This is a genomic window from Pseudomonas sp. NFACC42-2 (assembly GCF_900116055.1).
GTDB classification, from domain to species: Bacteria; Pseudomonadota; Gammaproteobacteria; order Pseudomonadales; family Pseudomonadaceae; genus Aquipseudomonas; species Aquipseudomonas marginalis.
Genome location: NZ_FOZO01000010.1, coordinates 63,105 through 77,104, shown reverse-complemented (window position 1 = coordinate 77,104; position 14,000 = coordinate 63,105). Strand labels below are relative to the sequence as shown.

At 60.6% G+C, this 14,000-nt stretch carries 14 protein-coding genes; 9 read left to right on the top strand and 5 right to left on the bottom strand.

The annotated features are described in order from the left end of the window. Nucleotides 1–37: 37 nt before the first annotated feature. The 3 genes from BM416_RS18855 to BM416_RS18845 all read right to left on the bottom strand — a co-directional run bounded on the left by BM416_RS18855 (nt 38) and on the right by BM416_RS18845 (nt 3,404). A complete protein-coding gene (locus BM416_RS18855; RefSeq protein WP_092489016.1) occupies nt 38–934 on the bottom strand; it encodes an acyltransferase in 897 nt (298 codons plus the stop codon). Continuing rightward, a complete protein-coding gene (gene pta / locus BM416_RS18850) occupies nt 935–3,034 on the bottom strand; it encodes a phosphate acetyltransferase (protein ID WP_027606860.1) in 2,100 nt (699 codons plus the stop codon). Between the two features lie 79 nt (nt 3,035–3,113). Further along, complete coding sequence (locus BM416_RS18845) at nt 3,114–3,404, bottom strand: DUF3565 domain-containing protein (protein WP_313904232.1); 291 nt, start codon at nt 3,402–3,404, stop codon at nt 3,114–3,116. Here BM416_RS18845 and BM416_RS18840 point away from each other — a divergent pair. After that, nucleotides 3,403–3,888 carry an FKBP-type peptidyl-prolyl cis-trans isomerase gene (locus BM416_RS18840; protein ID WP_027606858.1) on the top strand — a complete coding sequence of 162 codons (486 nt, stop codon included), beginning with the start codon at nt 3,403–3,405 and terminating at the stop codon, nt 3,886–3,888. The genes BM416_RS18845 and BM416_RS18840 overlap by 2 nt on opposite strands. Before the next feature lie 202 nt (nt 3,889–4,090). Here BM416_RS18840 and rpsT read toward each other — a convergent pair whose 3' ends face one another. Next, nucleotides 4,091–4,369, bottom strand: coding sequence for a 30S ribosomal protein S20 (gene rpsT / locus BM416_RS18835; protein ID WP_003188401.1), 279 nt, complete (start codon nt 4,367–4,369; stop codon nt 4,091–4,093). A gap of 253 nt (nt 4,370–4,622) precedes the next feature. Here rpsT and murJ point away from each other — a divergent pair, with 253 nt between their 5' ends. The 6 genes from murJ (at nt 4,623) to ispH (ending at nt 12,074) form a co-directional block, all read left to right on the top strand. Further along, complete coding sequence (gene murJ, locus BM416_RS18825) at nt 4,623–6,161, top strand: murein biosynthesis integral membrane protein MurJ (protein ID WP_092358832.1); 1,539 nt, start codon at nt 4,623–4,625, stop codon at nt 6,159–6,161. Nucleotides 6,162–6,280: 119 nt separating this feature from the next. Continuing rightward, a complete protein-coding gene (gene ribF, locus BM416_RS18820; RefSeq protein ID WP_065924072.1) occupies nt 6,281–7,219 on the top strand; it encodes a bifunctional riboflavin kinase/FAD synthetase in 939 nt (312 codons plus the stop codon). Between the two features lie 14 nt (nt 7,220–7,233). Beyond that, nucleotides 7,234–10,065, top strand: a complete 2,832-nt coding sequence (gene ileS / locus BM416_RS18815; RefSeq protein WP_092489013.1) for an isoleucine--tRNA ligase — start codon at nt 7,234–7,236, stop codon at nt 10,063–10,065. Next, nucleotides 10,058–10,570 carry a signal peptidase II gene (gene lspA / locus BM416_RS18810; RefSeq protein ID WP_065948459.1) on the top strand — a complete coding sequence of 171 codons (513 nt, stop codon included), beginning with the start codon at nt 10,058–10,060 and terminating at the stop codon, nt 10,568–10,570. The genes ileS and lspA overlap by 8 nt, the downstream gene beginning before the upstream one ends. Before the next feature lie 7 nt (nt 10,571–10,577). After that, nucleotides 10,578–11,015, top strand: coding sequence for an FKBP-type peptidyl-prolyl cis-trans isomerase (gene fkpB / locus BM416_RS18805; RefSeq protein WP_175472328.1), 438 nt, complete (start codon nt 10,578–10,580; stop codon nt 11,013–11,015). 111 nt (nt 11,016–11,126) lie between these two features. Continuing rightward, the gene (gene ispH / locus BM416_RS18800) at nt 11,127–12,074 is read left to right on the top strand and encodes a 4-hydroxy-3-methylbut-2-enyl diphosphate reductase (RefSeq protein ID WP_027606852.1); all 948 of its coding nucleotides are present in this window, start codon (nt 11,127–11,129) and stop codon (nt 12,072–12,074) included. Here the strand turns inward: ispH and BM416_RS18795 are convergent. Further along, complete coding sequence (locus BM416_RS18795) at nt 12,028–12,609, bottom strand: GspH/FimT family pseudopilin (RefSeq protein WP_092489012.1); 582 nt, start codon at nt 12,607–12,609, stop codon at nt 12,028–12,030. The genes ispH and BM416_RS18795 overlap by 47 nt on opposite strands. 202 nt (nt 12,610–12,811) lie before the next feature. Here BM416_RS18795 and pilV point away from each other — a divergent pair, with 202 nt between their 5' ends. Together pilV and BM416_RS18785 are read left to right on the top strand one after the other, a co-directional pair. Next, on the top strand, nt 12,812–13,297 hold the full coding sequence (gene pilV / locus BM416_RS18790) for a type IV pilus modification protein PilV (protein WP_092489011.1): 486 nt from the start codon (nt 12,812–12,814) through the stop codon (nt 13,295–13,297). Beyond that, nucleotides 13,294–13,995, top strand: a complete 702-nt coding sequence (locus BM416_RS18785) for a prepilin-type N-terminal cleavage/methylation domain-containing protein (RefSeq protein WP_092489010.1) — start codon at nt 13,294–13,296, stop codon at nt 13,993–13,995. Before pilV ends, BM416_RS18785 begins: the two co-directional genes overlap by 4 nt. Nucleotides 13,996–14,000 lie beyond the last annotated feature (5 nt).

Below are 14,000 nucleotides of genomic sequence, written 5' to 3'. Positions count from 1 at the left end.
CTCTATCGGGGGCAAGCCCCCTCCCACATTTTGTTCATCATTTGTCTGGAAAATCTTTGTGAAGTCGGTCCAGCAACGCATCCTTGGTTTCCCACAGCTGGTTGATCCACCCCTGGAACGCCAACCGATACTCCCCATCCTGCTCATAATTCCTGCCGATAAACTCGGCCGGAATCTGCACCTCTTCAAACTGCACCACAACCTCCTTCACATTCCCGCACAGCAGGTCCCAATACCCAGGACGTCCGCCAGGGTAGTGAATGGTCACATTGACCAGTGATTTCAGCTGTTCCCCCATGGCATCCAGCACAAACGCGATACCACCCGCCTTGGGCTTGAGCAGGTAACGAAACGGCGACTTCTGCTGCGCATGCTTGCCCGGTGTAAAACGCGTGCCTTCGGCAAAGTTGAAAATACCCACCGGGTTGTCGCGAAACTTCGCACAGGTCTTGCGAGTGGTTTCCAGGTCCTTGCCTTTCTTCTCCGGGTGCTTTTCCAGGTAGGCCTTGGTGTAGCGCTTCATGAAGGGAAAGCCCAGGGCCCACCACGCCAGGCCAATCACCGGCACCCAGATCAACTCCTGCTTGAGGAAGAATTTCAGCGGGCGAATCCGACGATTGAGCACGTATTGCAGGACCATGATGTCGACCCAGCTCTGGTGGTTGCTGGTCACCAGGTACGAGTGCTGGTAGTCCAGGCCTTCAAGACCTTTAAGGTGCCAACGGGTGCTGCGCACCAGGTTCATCCAACCCTTGTTGTTGGTGACCCAGGCTTCGTGGGTGTGGTTCATCAGCCATTCGCTGAAACGCTTGGCGAAGGGCAGCGCCTTGAACAGCGCCACGATAAACAGGAACGAACACAGCAGGATCGTATTCAGCGCCAACAGCAGCGAAGCGATCACCCCGCGTACGGCGGCAGGTAGAAAATCCAGCATTTAGATATCCATAGGTCGGTTGGCGGCTTGGATCGCAGTCAGCGCGATGGTGTACACGATGTCGTCGACCTGGGCACCCCGTGGCAGGTCGTTGACCGGTTTGCGCAGGCCTTGGAGCATCGGCCCCAGGCTGACGCAATCGGCGCTGCGTTGCACGGCCTTGTGCGTGGTGTTGCCGGTGTTCAGGTCCGGGAACACGAACACGGTGGCTTTGCCGGCGACCAGGCTGTCGGGGGCCAGTTGGCGGGCGACGGTTTCGTTGGCGGCGGCGTCGTATTGCAGCGGGCCGTCGATCAGCAGTGAGCTTTGCTGTTCATGGGCGAGCAGGGTGGCTTCGCGGACTTTCTCCACTTCCTCACCGCTGGCCGAGTCGCCGCTGGAGTAGCTGATCATCGCCACACGCGGAGTGATGCCGAAGGCAGCCGCCGAGTCGGCGCTTTGCAAGGCGATTTCCGCCAGTTCGGCGGCACTGGGGTGCGGGTTCATCACACAGTCGCCGTAGACCAGCACCTGCTCGGGGAACAGCATGAAGAACACCGACGACACCAGGGTGCAGCCCGGTGCGGTCTTGATCAACTGCAGGGCCGGGCGAATGGTGTTGGCGGTGGAGTGGATAACCCCGGAAACCAGGCCGTCCACTTCATCCAGTGCGAGCATCATGGTGGCGATCACCACGGTGTCTTCCAGTTGCTGCTCGGCCATCGGCGCATTCAGGCTCTTGCTCTTGCGCAGGGCAACCATGGGCTCCACGTAGCGCTGGCGAATCAGGTCCGGGTCGAGAATCTCCAGGCCTTCGGGCAATTCGATGCCCTGGGCGCGCGCGACGGCTTCCACGTCAGCCGGCTTGGCCAGCAGCACGCAGCGCGCGATGCCCCGGGCCTGGCAGATAGCGGCGGCTTGCACGGTCAGCGGCTCGCTGCCCTCGGGCAGCACAATGCGTTTGTTGGCCGCCTGGGCGCGCTGGATCAACTGGTAGCGGAATACCGCCGGTGACAGGCGCATCTCCCGTGGCGTGCCGCAGCGCTGGTGCAGCCAGCGCGCATCGAGGTGGCTGGCGACGAAATCGGTGATGATCTCCGCGCGCTCGCGGTCATCGATGGGGATTTCCTTGTTGAGGTTGTTGAGCAGGTTGGCGGTCTCGTAGGAACCGGTACTTACCGACAAAACCGGCAGCCCAGCCTGGAACGCGCCGCGGCACAGCTCCATGATGCGCGGGTCGGGCAGTGTGTCGCTGGTCAGCAGCAGGCCGGCCAGGGGCACGCCGTTGATCGCGGCCAGGCTGACGGCGAGGATGATGTCGTCACGGTCGCCGGGGGTCACCACCAGCACGCCGGGCTTGAGCAGCTCCACGGTGTTACGCATGGTGCGGGCGCAGATGATGATCTTGGTCATGCGCCGGGTTTCGTAGTCGCCGGCGTTGAGGATCTGCGCGCCCATCAGGTCGGCCACGTCGCGGGTGCGCGGCGCGTTGAGTTCCGGCTGGTAAGGAATGCAGCCGAGCAGGCGGAAATCACCGCTGCGCAGCAAGGGCGAATGCTCCTTGAGGCGCGCCGAGAAGGCTTCCATGCTTTCGTCGGTGCGCACCTTGTTCAGGATCACGCCGAGCACTTTCGGGTCTTTCGGGCCGCCGAACAACTGAGCCTGCAGTTCCACGCGGCCGGAGAGTTCGGTGAGCACTTCGTTTTCCGGGGCCGAGACCAGGATCACTTCCGCATCCAGGCTCTTGGCCAGGTGCAGGTTGACCCGGGCCGCATAGCTGGCGCTGCGGGTCGGTACCATGCCTTCGACGATCAGCACGTCCTTGCCCACGGCGGCTTGCTGGTAAAGGGTGATGATTTCTTCGAGCAGCTCGTCGAGCTGGCCGTCGCCCAGCATGCGTTCCACGTGAGCCAGGCCTAGCGGCTGTGGCGGCTTGAGGCCATGGGTGCGAGCCACCAGCTCGGTGGAGCGCTCAGGGCCGGTATCGCCGGGATGTGGTTGGGCAATCGGCTTGAAAAAACCGACTTTCAGGCCGGCTCGCTCAAGGGTGCGCACCAGCCCAAGGCTGATAGAGGTCAGACCCACACCAAAATCGGTGGGCGCGATAAAAAAAGTCTGCATGCGAATTCTCTGGAGGTGCATGGCTTCGGTGGCGCCCTATGGTTGAGTGCCTACCGGGAATCAGGCGCCAAGGTTATCGTTATTCGGGCGCTTGCGCACACCAGCCGCAGGCAAAGGGCTGGCCTATTTTTTCCAGGCGCTGCGCGGCGTCGAGTACCCAGGCGCGAGACTGCCATGGCGGCTGGTGGCGCAGGTGCTGGGTGTGGCCGCAGGACAGCCCGGCAACCCAGTGACCCTCCTCGTCCTGATGGAAACCGATGACCAAGGATGCCGTTGATCGGCCCCGTCCGTCCGGGTTCTGTTCGCTTTCGGGCAAATCCTTGTTTAGACTTGTCCGTTCTTCATTCTTATGCAAAAGGTCTCGCCCCATGACGATCGCCGCTAACAAGGCTGTCTCCATCGACTATACCCTGACCAACGACGCTGGTGAGGTCATCGACAGCTCAGCCGGCGGCGCGCCGCTGGTCTACCTGCAAGGCGCAGGTAACATCATCCCAGGCCTGGAAAAGGCTCTGGAAGGCAAGAGCGTTGGTGATGAGCTGACCGTTGCCGTAGAACCTGAAGATGCCTACGGCGAATACTCCGCCGAACTGGTCAGCACCCTGAGCCGCAGCATGTTCGAAGGTGTTGATGAGTTGGAAGTGGGCATGCAGTTCCACGCATCCGCGCCGGACGGTCAAATGCAGATCGTCACCATTCGTGACCTGGACGGCGACGACGTCACCGTCGACGGCAACCATCCTCTGGCTGGCCAGCGCCTGAACTTCCAAGTGAAGATCGTTGCCATCCGCGACGCTTCCCAGGAAGAAGTGGCCCACGGTCACGTCCACGGTGAAGGCGGTCATCACCATTGATTGATGTTTTGATCAAGTGGTAGCAAAAACGCCCCGACTGGTTCGGGGCGTTTTTTTGTGCGCTTGAAAATCTCTACCGGATACCCCCGCCACATTTTGATCGTGGTGTATTTTCAGGCACAAACAAAAATGCCCCAGACCTTTCGGTACGGGGCATTTCTTAACTGTTTCGCAACCGGGGTTGCGTTGCAGTTGCTACCACTTAGGCTGCAGCAGGAACGCTCAGAGCCTTGATGTGGCCATTCAGGCGGCTCTTATGACGAGCGGCCTTGTTCTTGTGGATGATGCCTTTATCGGCCATACGGTCGATAACTGGCACAGCCAGAACGTAAGCTGCTTGAGCTTTTTCAGCGTCTTTGGTGTCGATGGCTTTAACTACATTCTTGATGTAGGTACGAACCATGGAACGCAGGCTGGCGTTGTGGCTGCGACGCTTCTCAGCCTGTTTTGCACGTTTTTTGGCGGAAGGTGTGTTGGCCACCGTCGAGCTCCTCGAAAGACTTTTTAGGAAATAGCAAACAAAATAGGCCGCGAATCATGCCGATGACTTGATGTGTTGTCAAGGCCGGCTGATGCGAACTGCTGAGTGGTCGATCTGAAGAGGCGGGTGATTTATTTCCGGCGCTTGACCTGTAAACTCGCGAGCTTTGGCGCTGTGCTGTTGCAGGCGCGCAGTATCGCATAAGTAGGCGCTTAGTTCGCCTGCTCTTTATCTATAGGCGCAAACTCTTTCAATGAATCTGCTCAAATCGTTGGCCGCCGTCAGCTCTATCACGATGATCTCCCGGGTTTTGGGGTTTGTGCGTGACACCCTGCTGGCGCGTATTTTTGGCGCCAGCATGGCCACGGATGCGTTCTTTATTGCGTTCAAACTGCCCAACCTGCTGCGGCGGATCTTTGCCGAGGGCGCGTTTTCCCAGGCGTTCGTGCCGATTCTGGCCGAGTACAAGACCCAGCAGGGGGAGGAGGCGACCCGTACCTTCATTGCCTACGTCTCGGGCCTGCTCACCCTGGTGTTGATGCTGGTGACCCTCGTCGGCATGCTCGCCGCGCCCTGGGTGATCTGGGCCACGGCGCCGGGTTTTGCCAATACGCCGGAAAAATTCGCGCTGACCACTGACCTGTTGCGGGTGACCTTTCCTTATATATTGCTGATCTCGCTGTCATCCCTGGCCGGTGCGATCCTCAACACCTGGAACCGTTTCTCGGTGCCGGCGTTCGTGCCGACGCTGCTTAACGTCAGCATGATTATCTTTGCGCTGTTCCTGACACCTTACTTCGATCCACCGGTCATGGCCCTTGGCTGGGCCGTGCTGGCCGGTGGCCTGGCGCAATTGCTCTATCAACTGCCGCACCTGAAAAAGATCGGCATGCTCGTATTGCCGCGCCTGAACCTCAAGGACACCGGCGTCTGGCGCGTGATGCGCAATATGTTGCCGGCGATCCTTGGGGTGTCGGTGAGCCAGATTTCCCTGATCATCAACACCGCGTTCGCCTCGCTGCTGGTATCCGGCTCGGTGTCGTGGATGTATTACGCCGACCGCCTCATGGAACTGCCGTCCGGCGTACTGGGCGTAGCCCTCGGCACCATTTTGCTGCCGACGCTGGCACGCACCTATGCCAGCAAGGATCGCCAGGAATACTCGCGCATCCTCGATTGGGGCCTGCGCCTGTGCTTTGTGCTGGTGCTGCCGTGCGCACTGGCGTTGGGGATCCTGGCCGAGCCGCTGACAGTGTCGCTGTTCCAATACGGGCAATTCGATGCCCATGATGCGTTGATGACCCAGCATGCGCTGGTGGCCTATTCCGTCGGCCTGCTCGGCATCATCGTGATCAAGGTGCTGGCGCCTGGCTTCTACGCCCAGCAGAACATCCGCACGCCGGTAAAGATCGCGATCTTCACTCTGATCGTCACGCAACTGCTCAACCTGGTGTTTATTGGTCCGCTGGCCCACGCCGGCCTGGCCCTGGCCATCAGTGCCGGTGCGTGCATCAATGCCGGCCTGCTGTTTTATCAGCTGCGCAAACAACAGATGTTCCAGCCTCAGCCTGGCTGGGGCATGTTCGCCCTCAAGTTGCTGGTGGCGGTTGCGATGATGTCGGCGGTATTGCTCGGCCTGATGCACTTCATGCCGGCCTGGGATGAGGGGCATATGCTGGAGCGCTTCATGCGCCTGGGCGTGCTGGTCGTGGCCGGCGTGGTGGTGTACTTCGGGATGTTGCTGCTGCAAGGCTTCCGCCTGCGGGATTTCAATCGCAAGTCGTTGAGCTAGAGAGTTTGCCGCGATAAAACGGTTGTTTTATCGATTCGATCCATTTGCCCTGCGCTGTTGCCTGTCGTCCGGGGCCGGGTGTGGTTATAATCGACCACTTTATGAGCAAGAAGCGCGTTATGCAGCTGGTTCGAGGTCTCCACAACCTGCGCCCTGAGCATCGGGGCTGCGTCGCCACTATTGGCAACTTTGACGGTGTTCACCGTGGCCACCAGGCTATCCTGGCCCGGCTGCGCGAGCGTGCGGTCGAGTTGGGCGTACCCAGCTGCGTGGTGATATTCGAGCCGCAGCCGCGGGAATATTTCACCCCGGAAACGGCACCGGCACGTCTGGCCCGTCTGCGGGACAAGCTGCAACTGCTGGCCGAAGAAGGCGTGGACCGCGTCCTCTGCCTGGCTTTCAACCAGCGTTTGCAAAGTCTCAGCGCTGCCGAGTTCGTCGACCGCATACTGGTAGACGGCCTGGGCGTACAGCATTTGGAGGTCGGCGACGACTTCCGTTTTGGCTGCGACCGGGTCGGGGATTTCGAGTTCCTGCAACACGCCGGTATCACCCAGGGCTTTACCGTCGAAGCCGCGCAAACCGTCGAACTGGACGGCCTGCGCGTGAGCAGCACCCAGGTGCGTAACGCCCTGGCCGCTGCCGACTTCGCCTTGGCCGAGCGTTTGCTCGGTCGCCCGTTCCGCATTGCCGGGCGGGTTCTGCACGGCCAGAAGCTGGCGCGCCAACTGGGCACGCCAACCGCCAACGTGCAACTCAAGCGCCGCCGTGTGCCGCTGACCGGGGTTTACCTGGTGAGCGTCGACATCGACGGCCAATCGTGGCCGGGAGTCGCCAACATAGGCGTCAGGCCCACGGTTGCAGGTGATGGCAAGGCCCACCTGGAAGTTCATCTGTTGGATTTTGCCGGTGATCTGTATGACCGGCGTTTGACGGTGGTTTTCCACCAGAAGCTGCGTGAAGAGCAGCGTTTCGCCTCGCTTGAGGCGTTGAAAACGGCGATCAATGCGGATGTCGCCGCCGCCCGTGCACTAGCCGCACCTAGCGCCCATCGCTAACCGAAGAGCCTTAAATGACCGACTATAAAGCCACGTTAAACCTTCCGGACACCGCCTTCCCAATGAAGGCCGGCCTGCCACAGCGCGAACCGCAGATCCTGCAGCGCTGGGACAGTATTGGCCTGTACGGAAAGTTGCGCGAAATTGGCAAGGATCGTCCGAAATTCGTCCTGCACGACGGCCCTCCTTATGCCAACGGCACGATTCACATCGGTCATGCGCTGAACAAGATTCTCAAGGACATGATCCTGCGCTCGAAAACCCTGGCGGGTTTCGATGCGCCGTATGTCCCGGGTTGGGACTGCCACGGCCTGCCGATCGAACACAAGGTCGAAGTGACCTACGGCAAGAACCTGGGCGCGGATAAAACCCGCGAACTGTGCCGTGCCTACGCTGCCGAGCAGATCGAAGGGCAGAAGTCCGAGTTCATCCGCCTGGGTGTGCTGGGCGAGTGGGACAACCCGTACAAAACCATGAACTTCAAGAACGAGGCCGGTGAAATCCGTGCCTTGGCCGAAATCGTCAAGGGCGGTTTCGTGTTCAAGGGCCTCAAGCCCGTGAACTGGTGCTTCGATTGCGGCTCGGCCCTGGCTGAAGCGGAAGTCGAATACGAAGACAAGAAGTCCTCGACCATCGACGTGGCCTTCCCGATCGCCGACGATGCCAAGCTGGCCGAGGCCTTTGGCCTGGCAAGCCTGAGCAAGCCCGCGGCCATCGTGATCTGGACCACCACCCCGTGGACCATTCCCGCCAACCAGGCGCTGAACGTGCACCCGGAATTCACCTACGCCCTGGTGGACGTCGGTGATCGCCTGCTGGTGCTGGCCGAGGAAATGGTCGAAGCGTGCCTGGCGCGCTACGAACTGCAAGGTTCGGTGATCGCCACCACCACCGGTTCCGCGCTGGAGCTGATCAACTTCCGTCACCCGTTCTATGACCGTCTGTCGCCGGTGTACCTGGCTGACTACGTCGAGCTGGGTTCGGGTACGGGCATTGTTCACTGCTCGCCTGCCTATGGCGTGGACGACTTCGTGATCTGCAAGAAGTACGGCATGGTCAACGACGAGATCATCAACCCGGTGCAAAGCAACGGTGTTTATGTGCCGTCGCTGGAGTTCTTCGGCGGCCAGTTCATCTTCAAGGCCGACCAGCCGATCATCGACAAGCTGCGTGAAGTCGGTGCGCTGATGCAAACCGACACCATCAAGCACAGCTACATGCACTGCTGGCGCCACAAGACCCCGCTGATCTACCGCGCCACCGCGCAATGGTTCATCGGCATGGACAAGGAGCCAGCCAGCGGCGATACCCTGCGTGTACGCTCGCTCAAAGCCATCGAAGACACCCGGTTCGTCCCGGCCTGGGGCCAGGCGCGCCTGCACTCGATGATCGCCAACCGTCCGGACTGGTGCATCTCCCGCCAGCGTAACTGGGGCGTGCCGATCCCGTTCTTCCTCAACAAGGAAAGCGGCGAGCTGCACCCACGCACCGTCGAACTGATGGAAGTGGTGGCCCAGCGTGTCGAACAGGAAGGCATCGAAGCCTGGTTCAAGCTGGACGCCGCCGAGTTGCTGGGCGACGAGGCACCGCTGTACGACAAGATCAGCGACACCCTGGACGTATGGTTCGACTCGGGCACCACCCACTGGCACGTGCTGCGCGGCTCGCACCCGATGGGTCACGAGACCGGCCCGCGTGCCGACCTGTACCTGGAGGGCTCCGACCAACATCGGGGCTGGTTCCACTCGTCGCTGCTGACCGGTTGCGCCATCGACAACCACGCGCCATACCGCGAGCTGCTGACCCACGGGTTCACCGTCGACGAGACGGGCCGCAAGATGTCCAAGTCGCTGAAGAACGTGATCGAGCCGAAAAAGATCAACGACACCTTGGGCGCCGACATCATGCGACTGTGGGTGGCGTCGACCGATTACTCCGGCGAGATCGCCGTGTCGGACCAGATCCTGGCCCGTAGCGCCGATGCCTACCGCCGTATCCGTAATACCGCGCGCTTCCTGCTGTCGAACCTGACCGGTTTCAACCCGGCCACCGACCTCCTGCCGACCGAGGAAATGCTCGCCCTGGACCGTTGGGCCGTGGACCGTACCCTGTTGCTGCAGCGCGAGTTGCAGGAGCACTACGGTGAATACCGCTTCTGGAACGTGTACTCCAAGATCCACAACTTCTGTGTGCAGGAGCTGGGTGGTTTCTACCTCGACATCATCAAGGACCGCCAGTACACCACCGGTGCCAACAGCAAGGCCCGCCGTTCGGCGCAGACCGCGCTGTACCACATCTCCGAAGCGCTGGTGCGCTGGATCGCACCGATCCTGGCCTTCACCGCCGACGAACTGTGGGAATACCTGCCGGGCGAGCGTAACGAGTCCGTCATGCTCAATACCTGGTACGAAGGCTTGACCGAGCTGCCGGCCGACTTCGAACTGGGCCGCGAGTACTGGGAAGGCGTAATGGCCGTCAAGGTTGCGGTGAACAAGGAGCTGGAGGTTCAGCGTGCGGCCAAGGCCGTCGGTGGCAACCTCCAGGCCGAAGTCACCCTGTTTGCCGAGGAAGGCCTGACTGCCGACCTGACCAAGCTGAGCAACGAGCTGCGCTTCGTGTTGATCACTTCCACAGCGAGCCTGGCACCGTTTGCCCAGGCACCGGCGGATGCCGTGGCCACCGAAGTGCCGGGCCTCAAGCTCAAGGTGGTCAAGTCGGCCTTCCCTAAGTGCGCCCGCTGCTGGCACTGCCGTGAAGATGTCGGGGTGAACCCTGAACATCCGGAAATCTGCGGTCGTTGCGTCGACAACATCTCCGGTGAAGGCGAGGTTCGCCACTATGCCTAATGCAGCCAGTCGTTTCGGACGCCTGGGCTGGCTCGTACTGAGCGTGCTGGTCCTGGTCATCGACCAGGTCAGCAAGGCTCACTTCGAGGGCTCCCTGGAAATGTTCCAGCAAATCGTGGTGATCCCGGATTACTTCAGCTGGACCCTGGCCTACAACACCGGCGCCGCCTTCAGCTTCCTGGCTGACGGCGGCGGCTGGCAGCGCTGGCTGTTCGCCCTGATCGCCGTGGTGGTCAGTGGGGTGCTCGTGGTCTGGCTCAAACGCCTGGGCCGCGATGACACCTGGCTGGCCATCGCCTTGGCCCTGGTGCTGGGCGGCGCCCTGGGCAACCTGTACGACCGTATTGCCCTGGGCCATGTGATCGACTTCATCCTGGTGCATTGGCAGAACCGCCATTACTTCCCGGCGTTCAATTTTGCCGACAGCGCCATCACCGTCGGTGCAATCATGCTGGCGCTGGACATGTTCAAAAGTAAGAAAACCGGAGAGACCGTCAATGACTGATCAGGTATTGGCTGAGCAACGCATCGGCCAGAACACGGAAGTCACCTTGCATTTCGCACTGCGCCTGGAGAATGGCGACACGGTCGACAGCACGTTCGACAAAGCCCCGGCGACCTTCAAGGTCGGCGACGGCAACCTGTTACCGGGTTTTGAAGCGGCACTGTTCGGTTTCAAGGCTGGCGACAAGCGCACCCTGCAGATCCTGCCGGAAAACGCCTTTGGCCAGCCCAACCCGCAAAACCTGCAGATTATCCCGCGTTCGCAGTTCCAGGACATGGACCTGTCGGAAGGCCTGCTAGTGATCTTCAACGATGCGGCGAATACCGAACTGCCCGGTGTGGTCAAAACCTTCGATGACGCGCAGGTAACCATCGACTTCAACCACCCGTTGGCCGGTAAAACCTTGACGTTCGACGTTGAAATCATCGACGTTAAAGCTCTTTGATCAACGCCCCGATCTAAAATGTGGGAGGGGGCAAGCCCGCTCCCGCCTTTGGTCGCCATTGTCAGTTCAGTAGCATCAACTCTGGCCCAAGCGCCAGACACGAGGCACAGCATGCAAATCAAACTCGCCAACCCCCGTGGCTTCTGCGCCGGTGTGGACCGGGCGATCGAAATCGTCAACCGCGCCCTGGAAGTCTTCGGGCCGCCGATCTATGTGCGCCATGAGGTCGTCCATAACAAGTTCGTGGTCGAAGACCTGCGTGCACGTGGCGCCATCTTTGTCGAAGAACTGGAGCAGGTGCCGGACGACGTTATCGTTATCTTCAGCGCCCACGGTGTTTCCCAGGCCGTACGTACCGAAGCGGCCGGTCGTGGCCTGAAAGTATTCGACGCCACCTGTCCGCTGGTCACCAAGGTACATATCGAAGTCGCGCGCTACAGCCGTGATGGTCGCGAATGCATCCTGATTGGCCATGCCGGTCACCCGGAAGTCGAAGGCACCATGGGCCAATACGACGGCAGCAATGGTGGCGCCATCTACCTTGTGGAAGACGAAAAAGACGTCGCCAGCTTGCAGGTTCACAACCCTGAGCGTTTGGCGTTCGTGACCCAGACCACCTTGTCCATGGACGACACCAGCCGCGTCATCGACGCGCTGCGCAGCCGCTTCCCGGCCATTGGTGGGCCACGCAAGGACGACATCTGCTACGCCACCCAAAACCGCCAGGATGCAGTCAAACAGTTGGCCGATGAATGCGATGTAGTGCTGGTGGTCGGCAGTCCTAACAGCTCCAATTCCAACCGCCTGCGCGAATTGGCCGAACGCATGGCGACACCGGCGTACCTGATCGACGGTGCTGAAGATATGCAGCGCAGCTGGTTCGATGGTGTCGAGCGTATTGGCATCACGGCGGGCGCTTCGGCCCCGGAAGTCCTGGTGCGCGGCGTTATCCAGCAGTTGCATGCATGGGGGGCTACGGGCGCCGATGAGTTGGCCGGTCGTGAAGAGAACATCACTTTCTCCATGCCCAAGGAGCTGCGGGTTCGCTCGCTGCTCTGAATGCCAGGGTGCCGGAGTAACTTCGGCACAATGCCTGTTCGGCTCTATCGCTGCGCAGGCTGATGCGCCCACTGGGCGCCAGCACCACCTGGTACAGGCTGTTTGCCGAGTCCGCGGCGCATATATGTACAGTGCCCGCACGAAAACCTCCCCCAGCAAATACTGGCTCGCCCAATCCGCTGAAGCGTACCTGGCTTTTGACCGGTCCATTCCCGACGATCGGCACCCGTCCGCTGCCCTGGCGCTCCAGTAACACCGGGTTGTCGTCGTCCAGATGGCCACGCCCGCTTACATCCAGCACGACCCGCCAACCCCGGCTCCAGTCATCGTCCAGTGCGTGGATGACCACCGCACGGTTACGCGTGATGGCTTCAGTGCGTGCGAAGCGAAATCCATTTGTCAGTGATTGCGCCGCGCTTTGTCGCTGCTGTGATTCCAGCAGGCCGATGAAACTGGGCGTAGCCAGATGCGCCAGGATGCCGCTCACGATCAGTCCGAGCAGCAGTTCGATCAGGGTGAAACCTCGTTGCTCCATAGGCCGTCCCTCCGTGGGCGCGTGTACATACAGGGTTGAAACATAGGTATAGCGTCCGGCTCGGAGTGTCGAATGATGGCCTTTATGTCCAAAGTATTTCCCTTTGTTCCGTAACCGGCGCCGGCGAAAAAGCGACGCTAGTCTTGGGGGCGCAGCAGGGTTTTCCTGCTTTTTTCGGCCCTCGACACGGATGACGACGGTAATGCCTGCCTGCCTGAAAACCTGTTTCTTCCCGACTTTTCCTCGGTGCCAAATCGGCATGACATTGATCGAAGTGCTGGTGGCGGTGCTGATTCTCGCCATTGGGCTGTTAGGTGCAGTGATGCTCCAGCTCAACGCCCTCAAGTACACCGACAGTTCGAGGATGACCAGCCAGGCCAGTTTCATCGCCTACGATATGCTCGACCGAATCCGTGCCAATTCCGGTGCCGACTACTCGTTGCGTCGTGGCGCTCGAGCGCCGGCCAGTACCGCGACCACCAGCGTGCGTGACGTGGACCTGCATGATTTCGAGGCCAATATTCGCGGTTTTGCCGGGGAGAGCGGCAAAGGCTCTGTGGCGGTCAGTGCAGATGAAGTGACTGTCAGTATCAGTTGGGATGACAGCCGGGGTGCAAACACGCCTGGCGCGCGGGAAACCTTCACCCTGACCAGTCGCATCGACAATGAGCCGGGGGTGATGCAATGAGGCATCGGGTTAGAGGTTTCAGCCTGGTGGAATTGTTGCTGGCCCTGGCCGTCGGTTTGGTGCTGGTGCTTGGCGGGAGCCAGGTGCTGATCAATTCCCGAGCGACCCACGCCAGCCAGCAGGCGGCCATGTTGCTGCAGGATGATGCGCGGTTTGTGCTTGGCAAGATGATCCGGGATATTCGCCAGGCGGGCATGTTTGGCTGTTTGGCCCCGGCCTTTATCGAGAATGCCCCGCCAGCCTTTGAAAGGCCAGTCAGCTGGAATACCGGGGGCAGTTCAAAGTCGCTGACGCTGGTCACTGCCGATGTGGGCGGCGGCAGGCCTGACTGGACGGTGCTCTCCGACTGCACTGCTGGTGCCCAAGCCTATTCAGGCAGCTCACCTGCGCCTGCTCCCGGGCAGATTCGTTTTGCGATTCGGCAACTGACCTACACCTTCGAGGCGGGCCAGTTGAAAGTCAGCACGCTTGCCGCGCCGGCCAAGGCTGTGTTGGTGGATAACGTACGGGCTTTCGATGTCAGTTTCGGCGTGGCTGCCAGCCCGTCGTCAGTTCGGGTTGTGCGTTATGACGCTATCCCGACCGATGAGTCCTTGATCCGCAGTGTGCGCATCCGCATGACGTTGCAAGACCCGACGGGGCGGGTAAAAGATCAAACCTACAGCGTCGTGGCGGCGCTGCGAAACCGTGTGGGCTAGGGCGA

Coding starts and splice junctions, on each gene's coding strand:
- BM416_RS18855 (WP_092489016.1), bottom strand. CDS start 934: ATGCTGGATTTTCTACCTGCCGCCGTACGCGGGGTGATCGCTTCGCTG.
- pta (WP_027606860.1), bottom strand. CDS start 3,034: ATGCAGACTTTTTTTATCGCGCCCACCGATTTTGGTGTGGGTCTGACC.
- BM416_RS18840 (WP_027606858.1), top strand. CDS start 3,403: ATGACGATCGCCGCTAACAAGGCTGTCTCCATCGACTATACCCTGACC.
- BM416_RS18845 (WP_313904232.1), bottom strand. CDS start 3,404: ATGGGGCGAGACCTTTTGCATAAGAATGAAGAACGGACAAGTCTAAAC.
- murJ (WP_092358832.1), top strand. CDS start 4,623: ATGAATCTGCTCAAATCGTTGGCCGCCGTCAGCTCTATCACGATGATC.
- ribF (WP_065924072.1), top strand. CDS start 6,281: ATGCAGCTGGTTCGAGGTCTCCACAACCTGCGCCCTGAGCATCGGGGC.
- ileS (WP_092489013.1), top strand. CDS start 7,234: ATGACCGACTATAAAGCCACGTTAAACCTTCCGGACACCGCCTTCCCA.
- lspA (WP_065948459.1), top strand. CDS start 10,058: ATGCCTAATGCAGCCAGTCGTTTCGGACGCCTGGGCTGGCTCGTACTG.
- ispH (WP_027606852.1), top strand. CDS start 11,127: ATGCAAATCAAACTCGCCAACCCCCGTGGCTTCTGCGCCGGTGTGGAC.
- BM416_RS18795 (WP_092489012.1), bottom strand. CDS start 12,609: ATGGAGCAACGAGGTTTCACCCTGATCGAACTGCTGCTCGGACTGATC.
- pilV (WP_092489011.1), top strand. CDS start 12,812: ATGCCTGCCTGCCTGAAAACCTGTTTCTTCCCGACTTTTCCTCGGTGC.
- BM416_RS18785 (WP_092489010.1), top strand. CDS start 13,294: ATGAGGCATCGGGTTAGAGGTTTCAGCCTGGTGGAATTGTTGCTGGCC.